The organism is Pontibacter beigongshangensis (assembly GCF_014332515.1).
GTDB lineage: Bacteria > Bacteroidota > Bacteroidia > Cytophagales > Hymenobacteraceae > Pontibacter > Pontibacter beigongshangensis.
Genome location: NZ_VFSD01000010.1, coordinates 48785 through 74887 on the forward strand (window position 1 = coordinate 48785; position 26103 = coordinate 74887).

The 26103-nt window shown below is 51.3% G+C and carries 17 protein-coding genes; 9 read left to right on the top strand and 8 right to left on the bottom strand.

What is annotated here, in order from left to right:
* Nucleotides 1-41: 41 nt before the first annotated feature.
* The 5 genes from FJM74_RS09860 to FJM74_RS09880 all read left to right on the top strand — a co-directional run bounded on the left by FJM74_RS09860 (nt 42) and on the right by FJM74_RS09880 (nt 7362).
* On the top strand, nt 42-683 hold the full coding sequence (locus tag FJM74_RS09860; protein ID WP_241739049.1) for a chemotaxis protein CheC: 642 nt from the start codon (nt 42-44) through the stop codon (nt 681-683).
* 749 nt (nt 684-1432) lie between these two features.
* On the top strand, nt 1433-2761 hold the full coding sequence (gene speE, locus FJM74_RS09865) for a polyamine aminopropyltransferase (RefSeq protein ID WP_187262437.1): 1329 nt from the start codon (nt 1433-1435) through the stop codon (nt 2759-2761).
* Nucleotides 2733-3827, top strand: a complete 1095-nt coding sequence (locus FJM74_RS09870; protein WP_187262438.1) for an agmatinase family protein — start codon at nt 2733-2735, stop codon at nt 3825-3827. The genes speE and FJM74_RS09870 overlap by 29 nt, the downstream gene beginning before the upstream one ends.
* A gap of 463 nt (nt 3828-4290) precedes the next feature.
* The gene (locus tag FJM74_RS09875; protein WP_187262439.1) at nt 4291-6762 is read left to right on the top strand and encodes a glycoside hydrolase family 95 protein; all 2472 of its coding nucleotides are present in this window, start codon (nt 4291-4293) and stop codon (nt 6760-6762) included.
* 267 nt (nt 6763-7029) lie between these two features.
* Entirely contained in the window at nt 7030-7362 is a 333-nt protein-coding gene (locus FJM74_RS09880; RefSeq protein ID WP_187262440.1) for a phage holin family protein, read from the top strand.
* Between the two features lie 112 nt (nt 7363-7474).
* Here the strand turns inward: FJM74_RS09880 and FJM74_RS09885 are convergent, their stop codons facing one another.
* From FJM74_RS09885 to FJM74_RS09895, 3 genes are all read right to left on the bottom strand, one after another.
* Nucleotides 7475-7822 (bottom strand): four-helix bundle copper-binding protein, encoded by a 348-nt coding sequence (locus FJM74_RS09885; RefSeq protein WP_187262441.1) that lies wholly within the window; start codon nt 7820-7822, stop codon nt 7475-7477.
* Between the two features lie 208 nt (nt 7823-8030).
* On the bottom strand, nt 8031-8930 hold the full coding sequence (locus FJM74_RS09890; RefSeq protein WP_187262442.1) for a Ppx/GppA phosphatase family protein: 900 nt from the start codon (nt 8928-8930) through the stop codon (nt 8031-8033).
* A gap of 115 nt (nt 8931-9045) precedes the next feature.
* A complete protein-coding gene (locus FJM74_RS09895; protein WP_241739050.1) occupies nt 9046-10353 on the bottom strand; it encodes a M23 family metallopeptidase in 1308 nt (435 codons plus the stop codon).
* 277 nt (nt 10354-10630) lie between these two features.
* Here FJM74_RS09895 and FJM74_RS09900 point away from each other — a divergent pair, with 277 nt between their 5' ends.
* Complete coding sequence (locus FJM74_RS09900) at nt 10631-11458, top strand: murein L,D-transpeptidase catalytic domain family protein (RefSeq protein ID WP_187262444.1); 828 nt, start codon at nt 10631-10633, stop codon at nt 11456-11458.
* Nucleotides 11459-12054: 596 nt separating this feature from the next.
* On the opposite strand, the gene FJM74_RS09905 is transcribed toward FJM74_RS09900, so the two are convergent.
* The 5 genes from FJM74_RS09905 to FJM74_RS09925 all read right to left on the bottom strand — a co-directional run bounded on the left by FJM74_RS09905 (nt 12055) and on the right by FJM74_RS09925 (nt 21865).
* On the bottom strand, nt 12055-12822 hold the full coding sequence (locus FJM74_RS09905; protein ID WP_187262445.1) for an oxygenase MpaB family protein: 768 nt from the start codon (nt 12820-12822) through the stop codon (nt 12055-12057).
* A 326-nt stretch (nt 12823-13148) separates the two neighbouring features.
* Complete coding sequence (locus FJM74_RS09910) at nt 13149-14462, bottom strand: NCS2 family permease (protein ID WP_187262446.1); 1314 nt, start codon at nt 14460-14462, stop codon at nt 13149-13151.
* 332 nt (nt 14463-14794) lie between these two features.
* Entirely contained in the window at nt 14795-15280 is a 486-nt protein-coding gene (locus FJM74_RS09915; protein ID WP_187262447.1) for an ankyrin repeat domain-containing protein, read from the bottom strand.
* 573 nt (nt 15281-15853) lie between these two features.
* Nucleotides 15854-19741 carry a hypothetical protein gene (locus FJM74_RS09920; RefSeq protein WP_187262448.1) on the bottom strand — a complete coding sequence of 1296 codons (3888 nt, stop codon included), beginning with the start codon at nt 19739-19741 and terminating at the stop codon, nt 15854-15856.
* Nucleotides 19742-19933: 192 nt separating this feature from the next.
* Nucleotides 19934-21865, bottom strand: coding sequence for a M13 family metallopeptidase (locus FJM74_RS09925; RefSeq protein WP_241739060.1), 1932 nt, complete (start codon nt 21863-21865; stop codon nt 19934-19936).
* Nucleotides 21866-22492: 627 nt separating this feature from the next.
* Between FJM74_RS09925 and FJM74_RS09930 the strand changes: the two genes are divergently transcribed.
* From FJM74_RS09930 to FJM74_RS09940, 3 genes are all read left to right on the top strand, one after another.
* Nucleotides 22493-22711, top strand: coding sequence for a hypothetical protein (locus tag FJM74_RS09930; protein WP_187262449.1), 219 nt, complete (start codon nt 22493-22495; stop codon nt 22709-22711).
* 404 nt (nt 22712-23115) lie between these two features.
* The gene (locus FJM74_RS09935; protein ID WP_187262450.1) at nt 23116-24270 is read left to right on the top strand and encodes an acyl-CoA dehydrogenase family protein; all 1155 of its coding nucleotides are present in this window, start codon (nt 23116-23118) and stop codon (nt 24268-24270) included.
* Nucleotides 24271-24281: 11 nt separating this feature from the next.
* Nucleotides 24282-25814, top strand: coding sequence for a sensor histidine kinase (locus tag FJM74_RS09940; protein WP_187262451.1), 1533 nt, complete (start codon nt 24282-24284; stop codon nt 25812-25814).
* Nucleotides 25815-26103: the final 289 nt, after the last annotated feature.

The window sequence follows — 26103 nt, forward strand, 5'->3', positions numbered from 1 at the left end:
CTGAAGTGATGGGCAATAAACCGACTAATTGGACTATTATAATGGAACCTCAGGTTACAGATTTAGAAAGAGATATCATTAAGGAGATTCTTAATATAGGGCTGGCTCGTGCCGCAGATTCGTTTGCGGCCATCGCCCGGGACAGGGTATTGCTGAAAGTGCCTGATATCCAGATAATAGAGGTGAAGGAGCTCATAAGCCTGGTGGCAAAGTATGAGAACACGCACGTGATCATCCAGTCCGACATAAAAGGCGACTTTAACGGGTCTACGCTGCTGCTCTTCTCCGACGACCATATAGCCCGCCTTTCCGAGGTTTGCCTGAGTATGCTGGAGGTGCAGAAAGGGGAGCTGAACCTGATGCAGGAGTCGCTGCTGCTGGAGATCAGCAACATTATTACGGGTGCGCTGGTCACGCAACTCGCCAACATCCTGAAATCCAATATTTACGGCTCGCCACCCAAGGCCCCGAAAAGCTACATCGCCGATTCTCTAAAAGATATACTGGTGCAGCACCCGCTCTTTCAGCCGCTGGTCTTTACGGTCATCACACAGTTTACCCATAACCTGAAAAGTGTGGAGTTGCCCCTGATGCTCTTCTTCGATACAAACACGCTGCTCAAAATGATCGATATCATCAGAACCTTCACGCAAAACAAAAACAATATCCTGGGAGAAGAATAACCTTGTTTCTTTGCTCTTTTAGCCTCCTGCTCTTCTCAGAAGGCTGCGTGGCTATGGCGTGGTAACGGATCTTATCAGCCACAGGCTGCGGAACAGAACTCTGTGAGTGTTCGCATGCCATTGCCCTTCCTCTATTCCGGGCGCCTGCAACTACGGTTTTGATGCAGCTAAAGCCATTTCTGAACCTCAACTCGTGCATCTTCCAAATTATGCTAATGAATTTGCGCCTCCTGAGGCTTTTATAGATGTTAGATACTAGATGTTAGATTTTTTGTCTGAATCTTTACTGAAGGCCCCTACCCCAGGACTCTGCAGAATGTAATACCCTCTCGTAAAAAGGAGTTTCCATACGGCTTTCGCTAAGTAGAGAATTCCCTACAGGAGTAACAGTGCAGCAGTAGTAGCCAAAGCTGAATCAGTTATCAGGTTAACACAGACATATTAGCCAGTAGCCATAGCTATAGGTGCTGGCCCAGAGCTTCACTGAATGACAATTAAGACAACCCTTTTTTACTTACCATTCAGCTAATTTAACCATAAAGACATTTAGCGACCAACATCCAGTAACCAAATTATTCCAATAAAAATGCCCCTCCGGAGCTCCTGTCTTTATTGCTGATGCATAAGCAAGATGCTGTAAATCAGATAATTAGTAACTCCCTTCGGCCCTGGCTGCTCTTTTGTATTTGATTATAGCTATAGTTTTCGTTTTTTTGTTGGCTATAGTTTTTTACTTACTCCCTTAATGGATGGATGCTTTAGGAAGACACATTTTAGTTGAATTTTACGATTGTTCCCCGGAACTCATGAACGATGTGATGCACATCGAGAACAGCATGGTGGCCGCCGCCGAAACAGCCGGAGCAACGGTTATTAACAGTACCTTTCACCACTTTTCTCCTTATGGCGTGTCTGGCGTAGTGGTAATTCAGGAGAGCCACCTGGCTATCCACACCTGGCCGGAATATGGCTACGCGGCCGTGGACCTCTTTACCTGCGGAGATTCCGTAAACCCCTGGGTTTCTTATAACTACCTGAAAGAGGCTTTTGAGGCCGGGCACGGTTCCTCGATGGAGTGCCGCCGTGGCCAGCTGGACCTGCTCAAACGCCTCGACTTTAACCTGGGGTCGCTACGCGATGTGTCTCCCAAGCCCGCCGAAAAAATGGGCACCATTACACGGGATATCTGGTTTACCGAGCGCGACGAGAACATTGCCCTTTCGCTGAAGCACACGGGCAACCAGCTGTATAAAAAAGACTCGCCTTACCAGCGCGTGGAAATTTATGAAACACTGGCTTACGGCAACATGCTGACGCTGGACGGCATGGTGATGTGCACGCAAAAGGATGAGTATGTATACCACGAAATGATTACGCATGTGCCCATGTTCAGTCACCCGAAGGTCAGACGGGCCCTGGTGATTGGCGGCGGAGATGGCGGTACCGTGCGCGAACTGCTGCGCCACGAGCAGCTGGAGGAGGTAACGCTGGTGGAGATAGACGCGCTCGTGATAGAAGCCTGCAAACTGCACCTGCCCGAAACAGCCGTGTCTTTCGATAACCCGCGCCTGAACCTGCTGGTAGAAGATGGCATAAAATATATAACCGAGTGCGCTGACGCACAATATGACCTTATTATTGTCGATTCTGCTGATCCGGTTGGCCCCGGCGAAGGGTTGTTTACAGCCGAGTTCTACAAGCAAGTGCACCGCTGCCTGACGGCTGATGGCCTGATGATTACGCAGAGCGAGTCGCCACGTTTTAACAGCCCCGTATTTGTGGAAATTTACGAAACGTACAAGCAGATTTTCGGGCAGGATAAAGTGCATTGCTACCTGGCGGCCATACCTACGTATCCAACCGGTACCTGGAGCTTCTCGTACTCCTCCAAAGGCGATGCGCACCCGCTCCGCTACGACCGTGAGGCGGCAGCAGCCTTCTCCCAAGCACAAGGCCTGAAATACTACAATGAGCACATTCATACAGCCGCCTTTGCCCTGCCAAATTTCGTGAAAGAGCTATTAAGTACAAAGTCAAAACATCTTATAAATGAATACTCCGCTGAACCAACCCATTAACAGCAACAGTAAAGTAGAGAAAATTGCCAGCTTCGACCCGAATGGTGTAGGCGATGTGAACGGCGGCCTGTTTGGGCTTCCTTTTACGATAGAGGAGGCTGAGGTGGTGATTGTGCCGGTGCCCTGGGAGGTAACCGTGTCTTACAGTGCCGGCACAGCGCAGGGGCCGTTGGCCGTGAAAGAAGCCTCACCGCAACTCGACCTGTTTGAACCCGCCATTAAAGATGCCTGGAAACTGGGCATCGCCATGGAAGAAATCTCCTCTGACTGGGAAGCAACCAGCGAGGCGCTTCGTGGCAAGGCAGAATCGTACATTAACTGGCTGGAGGATGGCTGCCCTGCCTCGGAGCAGGAGGCCTATGCCAACCTGCCCATGGAGGTAACGCAGAAAGGGGGAGAGCTGCTGCAGTGGCTTAAATCCAAGGCGCTTAGCTACCTGGACCAGGGCAAACTGGTAGGTGTGCTGGGCGGCGACCACAGCACGCCGCTGGGCCTGATGCATGCGCTGGCCGAGCGCCACGAGGAGTTCGGCATTTTGCAGGTAGATGCGCACGCCGACCTGCGCGATGCCTACGAAGGTTTTACGTATTCACACGCCTCCATTATGTTCAATGCCCTGAAGCTGCCGCAGGTTAAGAAGCTGGTGCAGGTAGGCATCCGCGACATTTGCCAGGCCGAGGCCGAAATGGCGGAACAATCTAACGGCCGGATCACTATTTTTTATGATGCCGTGCTGAAGGAGAACTTGTACGAAGGCGACAGCTGGAAGAAAGAATGTAAGAAAATAATCGCGCAGCTGCCGCAAAAAGTGTATATCAGCTTCGATATAGATGGCCTTGACCCAAAACTCTGCCCAGCCACGGGTACACCTGTGCCGGGCGGTCTGGAGTTTGAGCAGGCAGTGTACCTGATCAAAGCGCTCGTGAAATCAGGGCGCGAGATCATCGGTTTCGACCTGTGCGAAGTAGCCCCCGGCGACAGCGAGTGGAACGGCAACGTAGGGGCCCGCCTGCTCTATAAGCTTTGCAACTGGATGGCGGTGTCGCAGAAGCGGCTGGAGGTGTAATCACCTAAACTGAATCAAGAGTTAAGAATAGACAAAGCCAATGCCCTGTAGGCATTGGCTTTGTCTATTTCAGTTATGGTTAAAATCAGCCTTGCTGTTGAAGTTGCCGGAATTACCGACACGCCCCTTACCAGGAAAGCGTGTATTTATTGCCAGCAGAGCAAAACGATGTGCAACTTAAGGAGGGCTTGCAGAAACTTATTGCCACACCTCCGGGGATAATTGAATTCCGAGGGTAGGCTTCTGTTTCAACTAAGTTAAGTATTCAAATAAAATTGCTCTTCCAGCGATAAAAATATTATTTTAGCCGGGGCATATACAAAAAACTTTGCAGTTACAGGCTCACCTGTAACTGCAATAAGTACCGGGGAGTGCGTCATGAGCAGGACTGCGGGTACTGGTTTAGCGATTTGGCATTATCTGTTAACTCTTTTCAAATGTAATATCTGATAAAAACCTATACATGAAAAAGCATTTTCTTCTTTGCCTCCCGTTCCTTCTCATCACCCTTTGTTGTTTTTCCCAGGTTAAGCCAACCACGCATAAGCTTTGGTACGAGCAATCGGCTACTAACTGGAACGAGGCCCTGCCCGTCGGTAATGGCCGGATCGGGGCCATGGTGTTTGGAGGAACTGCCAAAGAGCAGCTTCAGTTAAACGAAGAAACCGTTTGGGCAGGGGAACCGGGTAACAATGTCATCCCTGCATTTTATAGCGAGTTGCCTCAAATCAGAAAGTTGCTGATGGAAGGAAAAAACAAGGAGGCGCAGGACCTGGCCATGCAGGTAGTTCCAAGGGCAGCCTCCCCAGACAATAACTACGGCATGCCTTACCAGCCAATAGGTAATCTGTTTATTGAATTCCCGGGGCACGACAAGGCGGCAAATTATTATCGCGATCTGGACATACAGCAGGCTGTCGCGTCGGTATCCTATCAGGTAAACGGAGTAACTTACAAACGCGAAATTATATCCTCCTTTCCGGATGAGGTGATCATCGTGCGACTCACTGCAGATAAACGGAAAAGCCTGTCTTTTACCTTGGGCGCCGACAGTCCGCAGCTTAAAAACAGGGTGAGCACTCAGGGCAATAAGCTCTTGCTCTCGGGCGTGTCTGGTAACGCTGATAACAAAACCGGCAAGGTGAAATTTCATACCGTTGTTCAGCCCGTACTTGAAGGTGGACGACTAACTGCCACGGCGAACACGCTGACGGTAACCGGTGCCAGTGCCGCAACCATCTACATCTCGATGGGCACCAACTTTAAAAACTACAACGACCTGAGCGGCAATGAAGAAAAGAGAGCCTCTGACTTTTTGGCTGCTGCGGTTAAAAAGAACTATAAGAAGGCAAAAGAAGCGCACACCAAGCACTACCGCACCTACTTCGACAGGGTTTCGCTCGATTTAGGTGTAACAGAGGAGGCCAATAAGCCTACTGATGTCCGCCTGGCTGCCTTTGCCACAGGCAACGACCCACAGCTGGCGTCCTTATATTTTCAGTTCGGGCGTTACCTGCTTATCTCCAGCTCACAGCCCGGAACCCAGCCTGCCAACCTGCAGGGCATCTGGAACGATAAAGTGTCGCCTCCCTGGGACAGCAAGTACACCGTGAACATCAATACCGAGATGAACTACTGGCCCGCTGAGGTCACCAACCTGCCGGAGATGCACGAGCCGCTGTTCCGGATGGTAAAAGAGCTGGCTGAGACAGGAAAAGAGACTGCGATTAAAATGTACGGAGCCCGAGGCTGGACCATGCACCACAACACCGATATCTGGCGCATGACCGGCCCCATAGACGGCGCTTTTTATGGACTTTGGCCTATGGGCGGCGCCTGGCTCACACAACACATGTGGCAGCATTACCTGTACACCGGCGATAAGAAGTTTCTGCAGGAAGTGTACCCGGTGCTGAAAGGGGCAGCCTGGTTCTATGCTGATGTGCTGCAGGAGGAGCCGGAAAACAAATGGCTGGTGGTAGCCCCCTCTATGTCGCCTGAAAATGCACACCAGAGCGGCGTGTCTATCGCGGCCGGTACCACCATGGATAACCAGCTGGTGTTCGATGTGTTCTCCAACGTAATTCATGCGGCTGCCGCATTAGGCACCGACCTGGCTTTTGCCGACTCGCTAAAAACGATGCGCGACCGTTTGCCACCTATGCAGGTAGGGCAGCGCAGCCAGCTGCAGGAGTGGATGCACGACTGGGACCGCACCGACGATAAGCACCGGCACGTGTCGCACCTCTACGGGCTGTACCCAAGCAACCAGGTTTCGCCTTTCAGCCAGCCGCAACTGTTCGGTGCCGCCAGGAACTCCCTCGTGTACCGAGGCGATAAATCTACGGGCTGGTCTATGGGCTGGAAAGTGAACCTGTGGGCGAGGCTGCTGGACGGTAACCGGGCCTATAAACTGATAGAAGACCAGTTAACGCCAGCTCCAGTCGATTCGAAAGGGGAGAGTGGCGGCACCTACCCGAACTTGTTCGATGCACATCCGCCCTTCCAGATAGACGGAAACTTTGGCTGCACAGCCGGAATAGCCGAAATGTTGCTGCAGAGCCACGATGGTGCCCTGCACCTGCTGCCCGCCCTGCCAGACAGGTGGCAGACTGGCGAAGTGAAAGGTCTGGTTGCCCGTGGAGGTTTTGTAGTGGACATGCGCTGGGAAAACGGCAAGGTAAAAAACCTGTCCGTGCACTCGAAACTCGGTGGAAATTTAAGAATCAGAGCAACTGAAGCCTTGCGCGTAGAAGGTAAAGGTGAGATGAAGCAGGCAAGTGGGGGAAATCCGAACGAGTTCTACCAGACAGCCAGTATAAAGGACCCACTAGTTTCGCCGAAGGCCGCTAATAAAACAGTAAATCTGCCAGCCACACAGCAAGTTGATTTGGCCACCAGCAAAGGAAATACCTATCGGTTGGTAGCAAGATAATTGATAGTGCGTATAATTCTTTCTCTTGCACTTGGCAAAGGAACGGCGTTAAGTAAGCAGGTAGATTTGCAGGAGCTTTACTGCTACAATAAACCTATAGATACCAATCTATGGGAGCTATGGGAGAAATTATACATTGCAAAAGCTTACTCAAACTGTAACATTAGCTGGAGCAACACTGCTGGTCCAGGCAACAGAACTTATCTTTATAGGGGCACTTGCGTATAGCATCTCTATATATACACATGGATATAATTGTTCTGAACTATGGGAATAATAATTAAGATTTTACTCTCTGGCGTAGCCGTTTTGCTGGCTTCTTATATTTTGCCAGGCGTGCATGTGGCAGGGTTTCTGAGCGCGCTGATTGTAGCTGTTGTGCTGGCTGTACTCAATGCCATCGTGCGGCCCATCCTGATCCTGCTGACCATTCCGGTTACCATTATTACGTTGGGGCTTTTCCTGCTGGTAATCAATGCTGTTATTATCTTATTGGCGAGCACTGTGGTGTCGGGCTTTACTGTAGACGGCTTTTGGTGGGCCCTTATTTTCAGCCTCGTGCTATCTGTTATTTCAGCCATTCTGGATGCCATCTTTTAGTAAAGTCGGGTTGGCCTGCAGATTTTAGTAGCGTGTGTCTTTAACAAAACAGGCTGGGCCGGAAGAAAAACTTCCGGCCCAGCCTGTTTTGTTAAAGACAGAGATTTGCTTTTTACATAGTAGAGGCATGGTCTCCGACCCAGGCTTCGCAGGCGTCGGCACACTCCTTACAGGCATCGGCGCATTTCTGGCAGTGGTCGTGTTGGTGCTGTCGGCATTCTGCCTCGCATAGCCTGCATATTTCTATACATTCTTTCATCACATGTTTGGCGTGAGGTGAGTTTCTGGCTACAAACCTTGCTGTAAGGGTACAGATGTCGGCGCAGTCGCGGTCCAGCATAATACATTTCACCATCATTTTAACATCATCTTCCTGCAGGCACATGGTGGCGCAGGTCTCGCAGGCAGTGATACACTTAATCAGCAGGTGCTGCAGTTCATTCGTTTTTTCAGATTTCATAGCTTATCCGTTTTAGTTGAATATACTAATAGGTACGGGCTGAATGTGCAGTGGTTCAGATCTTGGAAAATGGAGTTGAGTTGTGTCCGATGTCAGACGCTGCTTCCTGCATCGAGGCCCTGAGGCGGAATTTCTGTTATCTGAAGCAAATTATTCAAATAAAAGAGGCCCTCCAGAGGCACTTCTGCTGATCCTGTTGGGGAAACGTTTAATCGATCTGGTTGATAACGAAACGCTCAGGATAATGCTGTTCGTAAAGGGCGTGGAGCATGCCGTCTTTCAGGCCTACGGCAGGCACCAGCATGGTGTCCAGGCGTGCCCACCGCATGGCAGACAGGTAGATTTCAGCGGCTGGCAGAATAACGTCGGCACGGTCTGGGTTCAAAAGGAGTCTGGTAAGGCGGTCTTCCATGCTGGTGGCCGCTATGCGGGCAGTAACTTCTTCTATCTGCTGCAGCGTTATCGGCTTGCCTGCCGCCTGCCCGGCCAGTTCAAAAATCTTGTTGATGTTTCCGCCGGTGGCAATGGCTTGTGTCAGGGCAAACCGGCTGGTGTTTTCCTCAATCCAGTAGCGCATCGAGTCCCATAGCTCCGCCGATTCGTTGCCCTGCATGTGGCGGATGGAGCCTTGTTCAAAAGACTTCGACACCATCTTTTCGCGGTTCACATAAATGTTGAATTCGGTGCTGCCGCCGCCCACATCTATGTGCAGGTAATTCTGGTCGTCTAGGAAATTAATGATTACCTTGTTAATCAGATCAGCTTCTGTTACACCGTCTATAACCTGGATGTGCATGCCGATGGCATCGTAAACACGGGCTCTCACCTCCTCAGAATTAAGTGCGGTGCGCATGGCGGAGGTGGCGCAAACCATAAAGTGCTCCACATCGTGCACATCTATCAGCAACTGAAAAGAGTGCATGAGCTTTATGAACTTGCCTATCTTGTACTCACTAATGTAACCTGAGTCGAAAACATCTTCTCCAAACCTGATCGCATAACGCACATACTCCACACGCTTAAAAGTTACGAGTCCGTTTTGGTTAAACACATTCGTGATCTGGCATCTGGCAGCGTTGGAGCCGATATCTATGGCAGCTAACTTCAAAAATCTATAAGTGTTTTTTGGGTTGAACGACATTAATCTGCATCAAATATAACATAAAAACCCGCTCCCTGAAAGTTCCTTTTGCTGCTCTTACTCCTTAAATACCTCCTGTTGGCTAATTTAAGGGAGTATAGAGCCAGCCGATTTCGCCTCCTTCGGTCTGCACCAGCTCAAATCCTTCATAAATGCCCAGCACAGCTATCGGACTGCCTGCCGTCATGCTGTCTTTGGGGGCAGCCTGAGGGTGAGCCTCATCGAGCAGGGCCGATGCGGCTGCCAGTTCCTTGTGGCGCACTGGCTTACTGGTTGCCTCTACCAGGCTGGCGGCAATGTATCCCTGGGCCCCATTGGGCAACAGTATGCGGTACCAGGTGCCGCTGCCGCCGGTTACCTGCAGGGGGGTGTGCCGAGGCAGTGTAGTGTAAACCCCGGTTTTGGTAGATGGCTGCAGCCGGATATTAGCCTGCCTGGCCGAAACACGCACCCAGTTGCCAACATGGGCCAGGTTTACCTGCACAGCCGGAGCAGCCTGGGCAGGCTGGTGCAGGTAGGGGTAAGGGTTGGTAGCGCCCCTGCCGGCGAGGTAAATGCCAAAGTGCAGGTGTGGTGCAGTAGTAATGGCATTGCCGGTGTTCCCAACCAGACCCAGCGTGTCGCCTACAGTTACCCGCTGCCCCGGTGCCACCAACTGCCTGTCGAGGTGGGCGTAGTAGAGGTTGTATCTGCGTCTCGCATCCGATAGCCACACCACGTTGCCGCCTCTTGTGTTGGTGCCCACACGGGTTACAATGCCATCTACGGAGGCAATAACAGGCGTGCCCCGGGGAGCAAAAACATCCACGCCCTCATGCCGCCTGGCACCGGCATCGCGCGGGTCGCCCCAGATGCTGGAGATGTTGCGGCTCGACTTGCCCGGAACCGGGAAGGCCAGCGTGGGCTGCACCTGTATGCTAATGGTGTACTGTGCACTACGGAGCAGTTCTGGCTGCAGCCGCAGGATGTGCGGCCTGTCGTCGTTTACTTCGTAGATCAGCCTTACAGCGGTGGTATCGGCGGTGGCTACATGCTTTGGTTGGTCTGATCGGTTAGCCGGAGCTTCAAACAGATCCATAAATACCGCCGTTGTTTCTTTTGCCCGCAGTTCCAGGTCTATTACAAGCCGTTCGCCTTGCTGTGCCTGCACGCGGTAGCCCAAAGCCCTAGGCTTGCCGGCGGCAAAGTACCCGGTCTCCTTAAAAGGCAGCGTTACGGTTATGGAATCCTGCAATGCCCTGTTGCCTGCTGCCAGCCATTCCTGACCCAGGGCAGTCTGGTCCAGGTTGGCATCTCTCAGGGAGGAGGCGTAGCGTTCGTACGGGGTTTCTTTCTTAAAGACGCCCCGCAGGGTTTTCTGGCTCCCGCATCCGGCAACCACTACTATCATGACTAAATAACTTAAAATATGTAAATGCTTTTTTAAAGGCTGGAACCTCATAATTATTTGCTGAGATGTGGTGCTACTTGTATTAATACCAGAATTTTACCAAAAATGATGCCCTTATTTTTTGTGGCTGTAAAAGTGTGGTGGCAGAGCAAGTGAGTTGATAATCAACAACTGATATGGAACGCATTAGCCCCTGGTACGTAAAACAGGGTTTGAGTGCAGTATTAGATTTTATGCAGTTATGAAAAAATTAAGGTTGAAATACAGGAGTAAGAAGATGGCAAAAAAGCTTATACCGCTTTTTGCCCCACTTATCCTGTCGCCGGTTGCAATACCTGCTGGTCAGACGGTAGCGAAGCCGGACTCGAGGCGCATAAAAAGCAAGTTAATGACCTATAAAGTCATGAAGTTCGACCAGATTGCTTATTCTTTGTATGATGAGATGCAGCTGCAGGAGGAGGGATTGCGCTTTGAGGTTTTCAGTAAGGCGCTGGCAGGTTACTACAACCTGAAGCACGACGGGAAGCTGTCGGAGAAAGGAATCATTACAATGGTAGATTTTACCAAATCATCGCGGGAGAAAAGGCTTTGGGTGATAGATGTTCATAAAAAAGACCTGCTTTTTAACACGTATGTGTCGCATGGCCGCAATTCCGGGGAGGAGTTTGCCGAAAGTTTTTCTAATAAGTATGGGTCTTATATGAGCAGCATCGGGTTCTATGTAACCGAAGGCACATACTACGGCAAGCATGGCCTTTCTCTGAAGCTAAACGGCATGGATGAGAATTTCAATACCAATGCCCTGGATCGTTGTATTGTGATGCATGGGGCGGAATATGCCTCAGAGGCTTTTATTGAGCAGTCGGGCCGGCTTGGCAGGAGCCTGGGCTGCCCGGCGCTGCCCATGGAGGAGCATGAAGACATCATCAACACCGTGGTTGGCAACACCACCCTGTATGTCCACGCCTCCGACGATTCCTATACTTCGCACTACCTGGACCACGCCAATGCCCTGGCAGAAATGGTGCAGGAGCATAAACTGGAGCTACCTGACGACCAAGAACGCTTGCATAACAGGCCTGAAGAAGGGCTGGCTTCGATCTAATGTAATTTTGAAAACTTTCAGAAAAAGAGGGCATCCTAGGTTCAGGATGCCCTCTTTTATTTCCAGATTACGATAAGCGGACTCTACCCAACAAGAATAAGGTTTGCGAATAGAGGGTTTAAAAAAGACAGGAAAGCCGAACTTTGTGATGACCAAACCTAAGAATTCGCTTTCCGGTCGTGAAGAAATACTTCAGAGCCAAAATTAAAGAAATATTCGAAAGAGTACCACGGCAATGGCAAAAGGAAAAGGCGACAAAGAGTTATTTATGAAGCAATAGTCAGGAACTATCTATAGTAAGAGCATCGCTACCGCACGGTTTCAGCCTTTTCTTGTCCCATAACTAGTCGGGAAGCCCTACATCGACTATAAGATCGGCAACCATGCGTTTTTTATGCATCCAAAGCAGTTGCGACCTTTCCTTCTCCGTTTCCTGTGCCCTGACTGGGAACTTCTGTATTGCCTGCAAGCGTCATTAGCCATCCAAAATGTGGTTCTGTCGGGGCACAGAGCCGGGTGGCTAGGCTTCTTTATGCTTACAAAAGCTATGAGACCGGGTAAGGCTTTCAGCTCACGTTAGCGAAACACTCGCTTTTCTAAAGAACGGGGCGCCTGTCGAGGTCTTTTATTTCTTTCAGATAAGCCCGGGGCAGTATGACAGCTTTTAGCAACCAGTCCATGCGGAGCTTCCGGCTTAGTTTGTATACCGCCAGCACAGGCGAGAGGAGTTGAAGTGGCCCAAGCCCCAGCAACTGCTTTATTTTATCGGGAACAACCATTTTCTGGGCTTCGACCAGGAGCAGGTAACGCACCCCACCCAAGTGCTTTTTGTACTGGCGGTACAGATCTGTGGTGTAATGACTTTTCTCCAGGTCCTGCTGCAGGTGCTCTTCCCGCATGACCTGCCACTGCTGGTAAGTGGTCGGTAGGCCTGTTACCCCCATCCGGCTGCCCACTCTGTGAAACACCTCAAACACCTCTGTCTTCTCCTCTACGCTCAGCTCCCTTTCCAGCACCTCAAACGCCCTGATGGAGTAATCGATCAGCATAAAAAGCACGTCGCGATAAGCCCAGTCGGGGATAGACCGGCCTCGTTTGGCTTCTACACCAGCATGTATGGTGGCCATGGTGTCGATGGTGGCCAGGGCTGCTGCTTCTTCAGAAAAAACGATTCGGCGGGCATAGGCTACCGTGGAAAACAGCCGGGCAAGGGGGGCGGCAGGCAAACGGCCGGTAAAGTAAAGCCAGTCCACCGCCTTGTTTAAGGCAAACTCGGCAGAGGAGCCGGCAAAAATAAAGAGGATGGTATCGCCGCTACCCCAGATCCTGCGCACCACAGAGTCTTTCGAAACAAAATAATTCATAGCATTATAACGCCGTAAATACCCGTAATGTGCCCCGGCAGGGGGAATATTTGTGCAGCTGCCTGAGCAGCCCCCTTTCTCCTTCAATATAAGAATTTAGGGAAGAGTACCAGCAGGAGCAGCAGCTCTGGAGGGCGTATTTTATTTACATAATCCGGGGTGCCACAGCAGTTGCAACATGCGCAGCTGTTGAACAAGATTTGAGTCGTAAAGCTGGTGCTTCGTCAAATTCAAAATTAGAAATTATGGTAGATGGGCTTTCTGGCAGTTTATATGCACTAAACCTATCTGAAAATCAAATTGGAGGAGTACTAATGCCAGAGCCCTTACAGCAACAGCGCCAGCACACAAAACACATCTATGATCAGCAGCGCCAGGCTTATTTCTGACCTTTTGCCGTTGGCAAGTTTCAGGGCGGTGAAGCTCAGAAAACCCCAGATAATGCCCTGGGAGATGGAGTAGGTGAACGGAATCAGCACCATGGCCAGAAAGGCCGGAATCGCCTCGTCGAGTTGCAGCCAGTTTACCTTTATGATGGGCCGCACCATAAACACCCCTACCAGCACCAGCGCCGGCGCTGTGGCAATGGCTGGCACCACCGAGAGCAGGGGAGCCAGGAACAGGAAGGGCAGGAACAGCACGGCCCCTACTATGGCGGTTAGCCCGGTGCGGCCGCCTTCCTCAATCCCAACCGCCGACTCTATGAAGGCAGTGCCCGGACTGGAACCTACCAGGCCACCCAGGGTGGTAGCTACCGCATCGGTAAACAGGGCGCGTTTTATGTGCTGGGGCTCGCCCTGCTCATCCAGCAGGTTGGCCGCCTCGGCCAACCCCACAAACGTGGAGATGCTGTCGAACAAATCCGTAAACAGGAAGGCAAAGATCACCGGAACGAGGGCCCATTGCAGCGAGTTGACCAGGTCGAGCTGCAGGAGCAGGCTGAAGTCAGGAGCCGCAAAAAAGCCCTGCCAGTTCACGATCGTTTCGACCCCATCTGCCGTGGTGCCGCCCCACCAGCGGCCAATAGGATAAGCGGCCAGCGTGGTAAACAGAATGCCAAAAAGGATGGCGCCTTTTACGCGCCACATGAGCAGCACCGCCGTTAGCAGCAGCCCCGCCAGAAACGTGAGCAGCGCGGGGGTAATGGGGCCAAAGCGGAGCAATGTCGTCTGGTTCGGGACTATAAAGCCGGCGTTTGCAAAGCCGATAAGGGTTATATATAGCCCAATGCCAGCTGCAATTGCATAGCGCAGCGTGCGCGGAATGGCCTTCAGGATGAGCATCCGGATGTTAAACAAAGAAAGCAGCAGGAACACCACCCCCGACCAGAAAACGGCACCCAGGGCCACAGGCCAGGGTATGCCCATCCCTAAAACAGCTGTGTAAGTGAAAAAGGCGTTGAGTCCCATGCCCGGCGCCACCAGCACCGGGTTTTTGGCATAAATCCCCATCATCAGGCTGCTGAAAAATGCCACCAGCACCGTGGCTGTGAGCACCCCGGCAAAAGGCATTCCTGCCTCGCTTAGTATACTCGGGTTTACAACGATGATGTAGGAAGTAGCCAGGAAAGACGATAGGCCAGCTATAATTTCGGTCTGGAGGGTAGTTCCGTTTTTCTTTAGTTCGAAGTAGGAAAGCATCAGGAGTCTGTTAAGTGCTTAGGGGCCTCGCAAAATTAAACATTAGAAATTCAAAATCAGAAGAACGCTCCCAGTACTTTTTATTGACCAGTTGCCTGGCTTTCTAATTTTTAAGCTTCTATGACAGCAATACTTGCCGAAGGCTACATACAACGGATGTTTCTGAGGGAGGCTGCCATCAGGTTGGCGTTGCGCTTGTACCTATGCGGGAAGAATGATACGCCATGAACTTCCGGCACATGGCTGGGAAGGGAAAGAAAGAAAACCGGTATAGTAAGCCGAGAAGCAGCCTGCCTGTCTGACTTCAGAGCTGCTTCTGAGCCTGGCAGGTGCTATTGTAACATTTCGAGCGCTTCGGTATTGCCTTGCTGCATGGCCAGGTCTACGGCCGTAAGCCCTCTAACGTCCTGGATGGTGGTATCGGCTCCGTACGAGAGTACCAGTTTCACCAGTTCGTTTCTTCCGAACAGGGTGGCAAACATAAGCGCAGTGCCACCATTTCCGTTCCTTAGATTGAGGTCGGCGCCGTGCTCTATCAGCATCCTGGCAATTTCGGGGTAGCCTTTAAAGCACACCCCCATCAGGGCCGTGTTGCCGCTCAGGTCCTGCACGTTGGGGTCTGCTTTTGCCTCGAGCAGCAGTTTGGTCGCCTCGGGGTGCCCGTCGTAACTTGCCAGTATAAGCGGGGTGAACCCTTTCGCATTCTGAACATTTATGTCGGCGCCTTCGTCGATCTGTTGTTTCAGGTAGGCAAGGTCTCCTTTGCGGGCGGCATCAAATAGCAGGTCTTCGGGTTTGGTAGAGTAAAAGGTGTTCATAAGGCTCTTTTTAGTAAATGGAAAGTGTCTAGCAAAGCATACGGAAACAGCGGTACTTTTGGTTAAGTAGCAGCCTGCCAGACAAGCAGCAGCAGCGCCTCCGGAGGGGCTTTTTGATTCAAATAATTGATGGTTGATTTGGAGATTTAAAAATTTGGAGATGTGAAGATTTGGAAATGTTTCTGCAAACGGGAAGGACAGCATCCGTTAGATTCAGAAAAATGTAGCCGCACCCCTCACAGGTGCTCATGACATCAAGCAGCAGTACCACATGCTGTTTCGGCTGCTGCTTCGGACTTCTCCGTCGGGACATTTCCTGGTGGAGATTTCCTAATCCCCCTACACCTACACGCAGATTAGGAAATCCGCTACTGTTGCTGCTCTTGTAGGGGAAAAATAAAAAGTGCCTTTACGATGCACCTTAGCGGTCTTAAGAATTATCCCTACAAGATTAGCTCCGGAGGGGCAAATTCATTCAAATAATTGCCTGAAAGGAATGTGCTGAGCAAGGTGCCTAACAACAGTTAACAATCAACTGCCAACAATCAAAAATTATCGGGCAGGTTTTGCTGCTTAATCACTGATAAAAATCCCTGCCACTTTTTCAACCAGCGGTGTCATCAGGCTGGAGGTGATACCGCCGGTCAGCGCTTTGCTCATGTGGTTGAAGACGGATTTCTGATAGTTGCGATCTGTTTCGATCTTACCTTCCCGCAACTCTCTTTTGCCTGCCGGATTGTCTGACTTTATGACCAGGTGGTTGAGCAGCCAACTGCCAGCATTCAGCCAAAAGCCCGGGTTCTCTTTGTCCTCTTTGTTCAGAAGCTGTATTTTGAGGTCTTCGTACAGGAAGTCTATCTGCCCCTCAGCCACATGCCCGGTAGATTTTACAGAAAAAGCAGCTGACTTAATATGGCCTTTTTCTGCGCTTACTGCTATAATATTTTCAATTACCGGATTAAAAGCCTCAAACTTCATGAATCCGAGAGTGCCCTCGTACGTGTAAAGGTCTTCGGGATGGTCGAGGAAAAACTGGAACTGCACGTCCAGTTTACTTTCATCCATAAACAAGGCAGAGCCATTTACAAGCGTCCTGTTTTTTTCTCTGATCAGCGAGGCATCGTTTGTGATATGGAGGGCCTCAAGCCTTATGTTGTTAAACACAACCTTACCGGGCTTAATACTATTGGGGGCAATCTCGGAGTAGGTGAGCTTACTGTTTTCCACCAGAACAGTATCTATGGCCAGGTAAGCATCTATGTCTCGAACCATTTTTTGTAAGGTTGGCGGCCTTCGGTTCGGATCCTGTGGCAGGCGGTTGTCGCGAAAAACTTCTGTTACCACATCCTGTATCAGCACCTTTTCCACCAAAATATCCTGGTAGTTGTACAGGGCCCCGAGGTTTATGCCCAGTAACCGGATGGCTGGTACGCTCACCTCAAAGCGGTCGTCGGAGTAGTCGAGCTTTTTGGTGAATTCCTTTTGGTCGTAGAGAGGCACCAGGCGCAGACTATCAATATAAACCGCTTGCTCGTTCAGAGAGGTTCGCACTTCCTTCACCTCCAGCCGGTACAGGCTGTCGGGCAGGTAAATGACGTAGTCGTGTACCGCGAGCCCTATATCATCTACATAGAACATATCGAGCGGGTCGTTGGCAGCCAGGTCAATCAGCCTGAACCGCTCCAGCGCCAGCGACACATTTTGTATGGTCTGGCTCCTCAAAATCGTGTCCTGCAGCATATTGAACCGGAAGGTGCCGTCGGTAATGTTTATGTGCTGCACCCTGAAGGCTTCTACCATTTGGTTGAGGCGGCTGTCTGCGGTTTGCTGCTGTGGCTCCCCGTTGGTGGCCGGCACGTTCTGGTCCTGCAGAATGCCTACCTCCGGCTCTGTTAACCGTATCTCCTCCATACTAAACCGGCCTGTTTCGTAAGCCCGTACCAGGTCCAGGCCTGTGATCCGGAAATGATTGGCCGACAGATCGAAAAGATTCCGGCTTGCCTGCTCCCTGTGCTCCTGCTTCAGGCGTTGGTGCACTTCTTTATCCGAAACAAGGTCGATGGAGCTGGCCACCAGTTCCTGCTCTCGGCTGGAGTACTTCAGGTGGCCCAGCCTGAGGGTGTAGAGGCTGTCGGGGGAGCGGTAGGTGTAGTTGCTGGCCGAGAGGGTGAGCTCCTGCACCGGCAGGCTTTCTTCTATGTCGGCCAGCCTGTCGGCTGTCAGATGCAAGCCTGAAACCGACGCAGAGGCATGCTCCAGCACCTGCGTCCGTACCACCTCGTCCCGCTTGTCGTGGTAGTTAAACGTGCCATCTTCCAGGCGGATGGTTTTGGCAGAAATGGCCCCCAATACCCCAAAAAGTTTGCTGTTGTCAACTTGTTGGCTCGGCTCAACTGTAGTGGAGGTTACGGTATTGTCCTGCATAATGGCCAGATCCGGCTGACTCACTACCAGTTCATTTATGTGCAGGGTTTTGGTGTTGTAGGCCTGTATCAGGTTTAATCCTGTTACATGCAGTTGTGTGGCTGCCACATCGAAGAGGCGGCGCTGGGCTTTTGCAGTAGCCTTTAGCTGGGTGTTCTGTTCGCTGTCGGCATGCACCTCTATGGTCCGGGCGGTGAGCTCCTGTTTTCGGGTAGAGTAGCGCAGGCTGCCCAGTGTAAAGGTGTGCGGGTTGTCCGGAATTTTAAACGTATAATCTGTGGCTGCTATCACCACATCGGTCACCGGCAGTTTTTTGTTGGAGCTGTAAACAAAAGCGGAGTCAATTTTTAAACCGGTGGCCACCACAGAGGCGTGGCTCAGGTGCTGGCTTAGCTGCAACTGCTGGTTTTTGGTGTGGAGGTCGAAGGTGGCGTCCTGTATGCTTAGCTCCCGCAGCTGTAGCTTTGTGACAACACCAGAAATTTCCCGGTAGCTTTCCTGCATAATCTTATCAAGGTCCTCGCTCGGAACCTGCAGGTCCTGCACCAGGCTGATGTCCGGTTTCTCAAGCAGTATCCTGCCAATCTTCAGGTTTCCGGTTCTAAAGGCTTCTATCAGATCGGTCTGTATAATTTGCAGGCGTGGCGCTTTTATGTTGTACAGCATCGGGCTGGCTTTGCCGATCCGTTTTAGTCTGTCGTTTTTTTGCCAGTCGCCTATAACGTTTAGGTTGCCTGCTTTAATCAGGTTGGCGCTGGTAGTGAGTTCCAGGTTGCCGGCCTGCACCACGTAAGGGCTTTGCGGATGCTGAAAACAATAATCTGTAGCTGCAAAGAAGATATCCTCTGCAAAGAAGTTTTGTTTTGGCGAAACCAGGACGCTGGAATCTACCTGGATGGCCTGTATAGCCAATGTTATGTTGTTGAGTTGATGGATGGTATAAGCCTCTTCAAACTGTTGCCGCAGCGCCAGCTCTGAATTGGAAATGCGAAGCTCGCCCAGGCTAAACTGCTCGAGGTAGGGCGATGCCTTTTCATAAAGTTCACCAATGTCCAGCGTATCCTGTGAGGAGGGCACACCGGGGTTCTGCAGTATGGCAAAGGCCGCGCTCTCCAGGTGCAGCTGCTCCAGCCGCAGGTGCTTTGTACGGTATGCTTCCACTGCATCGAAGCCGGTAATGCGCAGCAGTGGTGCAGCTATGTCAAGTACAGCAGGGCTGGCTTGTCCAGAGCCTAGGGCCAGGTTCGCTTTGTTGTCGGACCTGAGTTGGGTGTTTTGGAGCAGGAATTCGCCTTTTCGAGATGAATAATCGAGGGAACCTACCAGAAGGTGGTACACACTGTCGGGTGCGCGGAAGGCATAGTCTTTTACCTGCAGCTGCACGTCGTCGGCCCTGAACATGCGGGTATGGTCAGGCTGGTCAAAAGAATGGAGGAGCATGTCTTTTACCCGGAACGTGATGTGCCGTGCCAGGTGCTGCACTTTTTCCTGGTCAGGATACGCCACATGCCTGTAGCTGGCCTCCCGGATATGAAAATCTTTGATACGTACAGCCTTTATATTTCTGATGGATTGTCCGGAGCCGTTATCCGCTGCTGTTGCCCTTCCGTCATAAAAGGTCGTTATCTGCGGGTTATCCAACAGAATGGTGCCAATGCTGATCCTTTTCCTGATCAGCGCATTCAGGAGCTTTACTCCTGTAATCTTCAGGGAAGGGGCCTGTACCTGCACCAGCAGCTGCTTTGCCTTGCCCTGCCTGCGCAGTTGCTCGTGCCGGGCGGTGTCGGGGAGGAGGTGCAGGTGATCGAAGGTCAGCGAGCCCGACAGCAGGTTGAGCTGCATATCCTCAAAGTCCACCACATACAGGCCCTCGGTGTTCTCTGCGACCTGCTCTTTCATAAAACGTTCTACAGAAGGCTCCAGCCAGGTGAGGAGCAACAGCGATACGATCAGTACCAAAATCAGCAAGCTGCCGAATATTATTCCTGCAAATTTAAATATTTTCCTGCCCAGGCTGGTGCTAGCTGGTTTCGACATGGGTTTAAGTTCGGGTGTAAAACGTAGGGTATTCTGGAAGCCTGATTCAGACCTGTTTACGGGTATTAGCGGTGCCGCGACTAATCGGAGGCAGAAAAAGGGAGCATAATCATTAAAAAAGCCGCTCAGACAAATCAGTCTGAGCGGCTTTTTTAATGATTATAGGGCTGGCTCTTGCAGGCCAGCGGGAGTTTACCAGATCCTGATGCGGTCTTCTGGTTTTTTATAGAGCTTGTCGCCAGGCTTCACATTAAAAGCCTTGTACCAGGCGTCCATGTTTACGGGCGCCCCGATGGTTCTGTACTGGCCCGGCGAATGCGTGTCTGTCAGGATCATCTGGGCAGCGGTTTCAGGCAAGATGTTGCCTCTCCAGACCTGCGCCCACGACAGGAAGAAACGCTGATCCGGCGTAAAGCCATCGATCTTCTTCTTCGATTTACCTTGCTTCGTCATTTTAAAGGCTTCGTACGCAGCGCTCAGGCCACCCAGGTCCCCGATGTTCTCACCAAGGGTTAGTTTACCATTCACATGGATCGAGTCCAGCACGGTATAGGTGTCGTACTGCTCCTGCAGGGTTTTGGCCTTCTCCTGGAACTTGGCGCGGTCTTCGGCAGTCCACCAGTTGCGCAGGGTGCCGTCTTTGTCGTACTGGCTACCCGAGTCGTCGAATCCGTGCGAAATTTCGTGGCCGATAACGGCACCAATACCGCCATAGTTCACGGCATCATCCGCTTTCGGGTCGAAGAACGGGAACTGCAGAATGCCGGCCGGAAACACGATCTCGTTCATCACCGGGCTGTAGTAGGCATTTACGGTTGGAGGTGTCATGCCCCACTTGGTTCTGTCCACCGGTTTGCCCAACTGGCTGATCATGTCGTTGTAGCCCCACTGGCCGGCATTGCGCACATTCTGGAAGAAATTATTGCGGCTGATAGCCAGGCCATCGTATGTTTTCCACTTGGTAGGGTAGCCTACTTTTGGTGTGAAGGCATGCAGTTTGGCAAGGGCCTTTTCTTTTGTTTCGGCACTCATCCAATCCAGGTTGTTGATGCGGATTTCGTAGGCTTTGATCAGGTTCTCGATCATTTCGTCCATTCTGGCTTTGGCCTCTGGCTTAAAGTGCTTCTGCACATACAGCTGGCCCAGCAGTTCGCCGATAGTACCGTCGGTAAGCGACGACATGCGCTGCCAGCGTGGCGTCTGCACCTTCTGCCCGCTTAATACCTGCGAAAAGGCGAAATTGGCATCAACAAAGTCGGAGCTCAGGTAAGGTGCCGCAGATTTCAGCACGTTCCACTGCAGGTAGGTTTTCCAGTCGGCCACCGGCGTACTGGTGAGCTGCCCATCCAGGGTCTTAAAGAAAGCGGGGTTGTTTACCAGAATAGTATCCTGCCCGGTCACCTTCATTTTTTGCATCAGCTGCGACCAGTTCAGGTTTGGTGTCTGTTTGTTTAGGTCGGCAATGGCGAACTTGTTGTAGGTTTTGTAGGGGTCGCGCATTTCTACACGGGCCATCTGCGCCTCTGCCAGTTTCTGCTCCATGCCAAATATCGTCTCGGCATTTTTTTGGGCCGTAGCCTGAGGTGCGCCCGTCAGGGTAAAGAGGGTGGTGATGTAGTTTTTGTAGGCTTCCTGAATTCTGAGCGTGCGGGCATCATTTTTCAGGTAGTAGTCGCGGTCGGGCAGGGTAGTGCCGCCCTGGCTAAGCTGTGGCACCATGTTCTCCACGTCTTTGCGGTCCTGGCCCACATAAAACCCGAACATGGGTGAGCCGGCGCCGGAGGTGCGCAGGAAAGCCACTTCATGCAGCACGCCATTCAGGTCTGTTATGGCACTGATGCGCTCCAGGTCTGCTTTGATGGGAGTGTAGCCCAGTTTGTCGATTGCCGCGCTATCCATGGCAGCCGCATAAAAATCGCCTACGCGTTTTTCAACAGAGCCTGCAGGGGCGTTTGTTTTGGCGGCAGACTCGGCCAGGATGGTTTTTACGGCACTAATGTTGAAATCGCGGAGCAGGTTAAAGCTTCCCCAGCGGGTTTCTTTGGCCGGAACTGGATTGTTCTTAATCCAGGTGCCGCTGGCGTAGGTATAAAAGTCATCGCCTGGCTTCACACTCAGGTCCATGTTGGCTTTGTCGATAAACGGCGTTTTCTTGTTCTTTTTAGCGCCGGATTGCGCCGATGCCTCTAAAGAGCAGATAGTGGCTGCTCCCAGCAGAAAAAGCGTTACGTGTCGTCTCGCACGTGCCATGCCTGCCTTAGCATTTTGTGATTGCATAGATGTAGGGTTCGTTTTGTGTCTGAAAAAAATTAAATCCAATGCTGCTCCTGATTTAGAACAGCCGTTTTGTTGCCGTAAAATTAATACTTAAGTTTAAAGATAAGGCAGTTTTGCCAATTCCACCAGGCATTTAATACCTTTCGAAGCGCTATTATTTTAAATGTCAGCGGATTATGCTTCAGGTAATTTTTACTTCATTCAGCTTTATTACCTACAGTAAAGGCAGGCCATAAAGTTCCCTCAGGCAACTGAACAGCATTTCTACGCTATCAGGATTATTCCTGCAGACCTCACTTTGCAGATAATGTGATAGGAGGGACCGTGGGGTTGCCCCTTCGATCTGATAAAGCCAGTTTATGGCACTGTGCAGGTGGCAGCAAATTAAAAACAAAACATTCTGACAACTTACCGTTTATAGAAGAGGATAAGGGGAAACCCATAATCAAGAAATCATCTTAACAGAAAGAAACAATGAAATCAGAAAAAGACAAACCAGCCTCAGAGGTAGAAAAAGAAAGTGCCGGACCAGGCAAAGAGAATGCTGCCGGAGATGCTACTAAAGCAGCAGAAGAGAGTTCCGCTTACCCGGGTGGTGAGAAGGGAAACGTTGATGAAGTGGACAAGAAGGACAACAAGGGAAGGATGTCAGGATATAACGAACTTCCTGAGCAGGAGAATGTAGGAAAGTAACAGCAGGCAGAGATGACCAAAAAAAGAGGGCTGCTTTGAAAAGTGCCCTCTTTTAGTTTTTAGATAGGGTCACATCAGTTTATTGCTCCCTGGGTGCATCAACCAAATTATTCTAATGAATTTGCCCCTCCGGAGGCACTGCTGCTGCTTTTGACTGCAGCAGAATGTAAAGGATGTTTCCTGGAGGAGATCAAACGTACTGAAGTGCCAGCTGATTTCCTGCCAAATCATTCTGAAAGCTTCAGTTTTGGAATCAATACAGCGGCTTATGCTGGCGGGAGCATAAAATATGCACAAGTTCCTTTCAGGAAGCACAATTAGTTTGATAATTTTGACAAGTGCACGTATGAGGTACGAACTCAGCCAGGCAGACTGCATAGGTGCCGCCAAGATACCATAGACACATGAATGAAAAGGAAGTTCTGGATAAAGTAAGGCAGATTGCCGAAACCATAGTGCAGGAGGAAGCAGCAGCAGTGGATGCGCAGGCCATGTGGCCGGAGAAGAGTATCAGGGCGCTGCAGGGAGCAGGCCTTGGCGGGCTGGTGGTGCCGGAATCGTGCGGGGGGCACGGCCAGGGACTCTATAGCCTGGCCCGCTCCTGCGAGATTCTCGGCGGAGTGTCGGCCTCAGCGGCCCTGTGTTTCGGTATGCACTGTGTAGGTTCCGCTGTGATAAGTGCCAAAGCTACTCCCCTCCAGAAAACCGATTTTCTGGAGCCTATTGCCGCAGGCCAGCACCTGACTACCCTGGCGCTGAGCGAGCCGGGCACCGGCGCTCACTTTTACTACCCTCAGACACAGTTGCTGGCACTATCAGACGAAGAATTTCTGGTGAACGGGGCCAAAACCTTTGTAACCAATGGCTCCCGTGCCGACTCTTATGTGGCCTCTACGGTAGGCGTGGAGCCAGACGCTGCCCTGCACGAATTCTCCTGCGTGATACTGGAAGAGAAGATGCAGGGGCTGGAATGGGGTCCGGAGTGGCGTGGGCTTGGCATGCGCGGAAACTCGTCCCGTAGCCTTACGCTCCACAATGTAAAGATTCCTGCCCACAACCTGTTGGGCGCCCGAGGCGACCAGCTGTGGTACATGTTTCAGGTAATTACCCCTTATTTTCTGACCGCTATGTCGGGAACTTACCTGGGCATTGCGCAGGCGGCCTTTAACGAGGTGCGGCAGCACCTGATGAACAGAAACTACCGGCATAGCGGCAGCTCCCTTAGTCAGGTTGCTTTGCTGCAGCACCGCCTGGGGCAGCTCTGGGCAAAAATAGAACGAACCAGGCAATTAATTTACCATGCCACGCAGCTCGGCGATACGGGCGATGAGCAGGCCATTCTGCCCATTCTGTCGGCCAAGGCAGAGGTGGCCCATTGCTGCGTAGATGTCGTAAACGAGGCGATGACTCTGGCCGGTGGCATTGCTTACCGCGAGAACTCGAGGCTGGAGGTGCTGCTCCGCGATGCCCGTGCCGCACACGTTATGGCGCCCACTACCGACCTGCTGTATACCTGGCTCGGTCGTGCTTTGCTGGAGCAGCCGATTCTGGACAGTTAATACTTCTGTACATGACTGACATACTACATATAGGCTTATACCAGGAAACGCTCAACTTACTTCAGGAAAACTGGCAACAGCCCGACCCGAAGTTCAGAAAAGTGGAGGGCAAAGACCTGAAGCAGGTTAATCCGGACCTGAGAGCAGCTTATGTGCTGCTGATCGGGGAGGAAGTAGAGAACCCGATACGGGTGGCGCAGGAGGCCTATGCCCTGGATAAGTACATTTCGGTGCTCCTGATAAATGATGTGGAGAATCATACTAAAATAAAACATGCCCTCCAGTTTTCGCCATTTATAGGGCCCACGGTGCAGAGCTTCTCGAACAGGGTAGGCAAGCAGCTGGTGAGCATTGTGGAAGATGCTGTGCAGCGCACCAGGCAACGGCGGAGCTACGCCAGGGTAAAGGCCGCACCCCTGCCCATCACTAACCTGAGCTCAGGCGCACTCGAAAAAGTGCGGGTAGACTACACGGCCAAAGTGCTGGAGGAGGCCCCGATCGGAGCAGCGCTGATCTCCAGAACCGGCCACTTGCTCACCATCAATTCGTACGCAGCCAATCTGTTTCTTAAGTCGGAGAAGGAAATTCTGGGCACCTCTTTCGCCGACCTTTTTCCGGAGCCAATGCAGGAAGAGGTGAGGCAATATATGCTGGATGGTTACTTAACGGAGCCTAAAAAGGTGTTTGAGCTGCAGGATCTGGAGAAATGCCGTTACCTTGAAATGGCGGTTGCTGATATAAATGCGCAGGATGCCTCTCAGTACAAAATCATCATCCTCAACAACATTACCTCCACAGTGCTGGCCCAGAAGCATACGCAGGCGCACCTGGAGCAGCTCGAGAAACTCAATGCCAACCTGAAGCGCGTAAACGACGACCTGGATACGTTTGTATATACCGCCTCGCACGACCTGAAGTCGCCGATCCTGAACATTGAGGGGCTGGTGAACTTGCTGGAAGAGGGGCTTGGTGCCGCAAAGGCTAGCGTGGCAAAGGAACTGGAGCATATCAAAACATCGGTTCAGCGGTTTAAACTAACAGTAGAGGACCTGACGGAGGTGGCGCGGATACAGAGAAGCTTTGATCAGGCAGCAGAGCCCCTGGATGTGGCGCAGCTGGTGGAGGAGGTAAAGCAGCTTATCGGGCAGGAGATGGTGGAGTCGGGGGCGCAGATAAACCTGAACAGCGTGCAGGCGCCATTTCTTCATTTCTCAAAACGAAATTTCAAGAGTATTCTTTATAATCTGCTCCATAATGCCATAAAATACCGCTCACCCTCCCGGCAGCCGGTCATCCTGATCACCACCTGGCGCGATGGTTCAGACTTTGTAATAACTGTTCAGGACAATGGCCTGGGCATACCGGGCCAAAAGCGGGAAAGGGTATTTGAGCTTTTTAAACGGATGCATTCGCATGTGCAGGGAAGTGGCGTAGGACTTTACATCGTGAAACGGATTATCGATAATGTGGGCGGCTCCATCAGCATCGAAAGTGAAGAACAGCAGGGCACTACGTTTGTGGTCAGGTTTAAAGAGATGGTGTAATTTGGTTGTTGGTTGCTGGTTGTTAAATTGTTGAATTGTTAAATGGAGGTTGTAGGGTTGGAAGGCGTATTCATATCCTCTATCAAGCAACAATTAGCAACCCAATTATTCCAATCAAAAAGGTCCTCCGGAGGCTTTTACTGCTCTACCTGGTGCTCCTCCAATTTGATTTTTCGAAAAGTTTACTGCTCTTGGATCCAAGGCTTGTAAAGCTGTCAGAAACCATATCTGCCATCATTTCTAATTTTGAATTTCTAATTTTTAATTTGGAAGAGCACCAGGTAACACA

Bases quoted from the DNA above. Each gene is read 5' to 3' on its own strand.
- FJM74_RS09860 (WP_241739049.1), top strand. From the start codon at position 42: ATGGAACCTCAGGTTACAGATTTAGAAAGAGATATCATTAAGGAGATT.
- speE (WP_187262437.1), top strand. From the start codon at position 1,433: ATGGATGCTTTAGGAAGACACATTTTAGTTGAATTTTACGATTGTTCC.
- FJM74_RS09870 (WP_187262438.1), top strand. From the start codon at position 2,733: ATGAATACTCCGCTGAACCAACCCATTAACAGCAACAGTAAAGTAGAG.
- FJM74_RS09875 (WP_187262439.1), top strand. From the start codon at position 4,291: ATGAAAAAGCATTTTCTTCTTTGCCTCCCGTTCCTTCTCATCACCCTT.
- FJM74_RS09880 (WP_187262440.1), top strand. From the start codon at position 7,030: ATGGGAATAATAATTAAGATTTTACTCTCTGGCGTAGCCGTTTTGCTG.
- FJM74_RS09885 (WP_187262441.1), bottom strand. From the start codon at position 7,822: ATGAAATCTGAAAAAACGAATGAACTGCAGCACCTGCTGATTAAGTGT.
- FJM74_RS09895 (WP_241739050.1), bottom strand. From the start codon at position 10,353: ATGATAGTAGTGGTTGCCGGATGCGGGAGCCAGAAAACCCTGCGGGGC.
- FJM74_RS09900 (WP_187262444.1), top strand. From the start codon at position 10,631: ATGGCAAAAAAGCTTATACCGCTTTTTGCCCCACTTATCCTGTCGCCG.
- FJM74_RS09905 (WP_187262445.1), bottom strand. From the start codon at position 12,822: ATGAATTATTTTGTTTCGAAAGACTCTGTGGTGCGCAGGATCTGGGGT.
- FJM74_RS09910 (WP_187262446.1), bottom strand. From the start codon at position 14,462: ATGCTTTCCTACTTCGAACTAAAGAAAAACGGAACTACCCTCCAGACC.
- FJM74_RS09915 (WP_187262447.1), bottom strand. From the start codon at position 15,280: ATGAACACCTTTTACTCTACCAAACCCGAAGACCTGCTATTTGATGCC.
- FJM74_RS09920 (WP_187262448.1), bottom strand. From the start codon at position 19,741: ATGTCGAAACCAGCTAGCACCAGCCTGGGCAGGAAAATATTTAAATTT.
- FJM74_RS09925 (WP_241739060.1), bottom strand. From the start codon at position 21,865: ATGGACCTGAGTGTGAAGCCAGGCGATGACTTTTATACCTACGCCAGC.
- FJM74_RS09930 (WP_187262449.1), top strand. From the start codon at position 22,493: ATGAAATCAGAAAAAGACAAACCAGCCTCAGAGGTAGAAAAAGAAAGT.
- FJM74_RS09935 (WP_187262450.1), top strand. From the start codon at position 23,116: ATGAATGAAAAGGAAGTTCTGGATAAAGTAAGGCAGATTGCCGAAACC.
- FJM74_RS09940 (WP_187262451.1), top strand. From the start codon at position 24,282: ATGACTGACATACTACATATAGGCTTATACCAGGAAACGCTCAACTTA.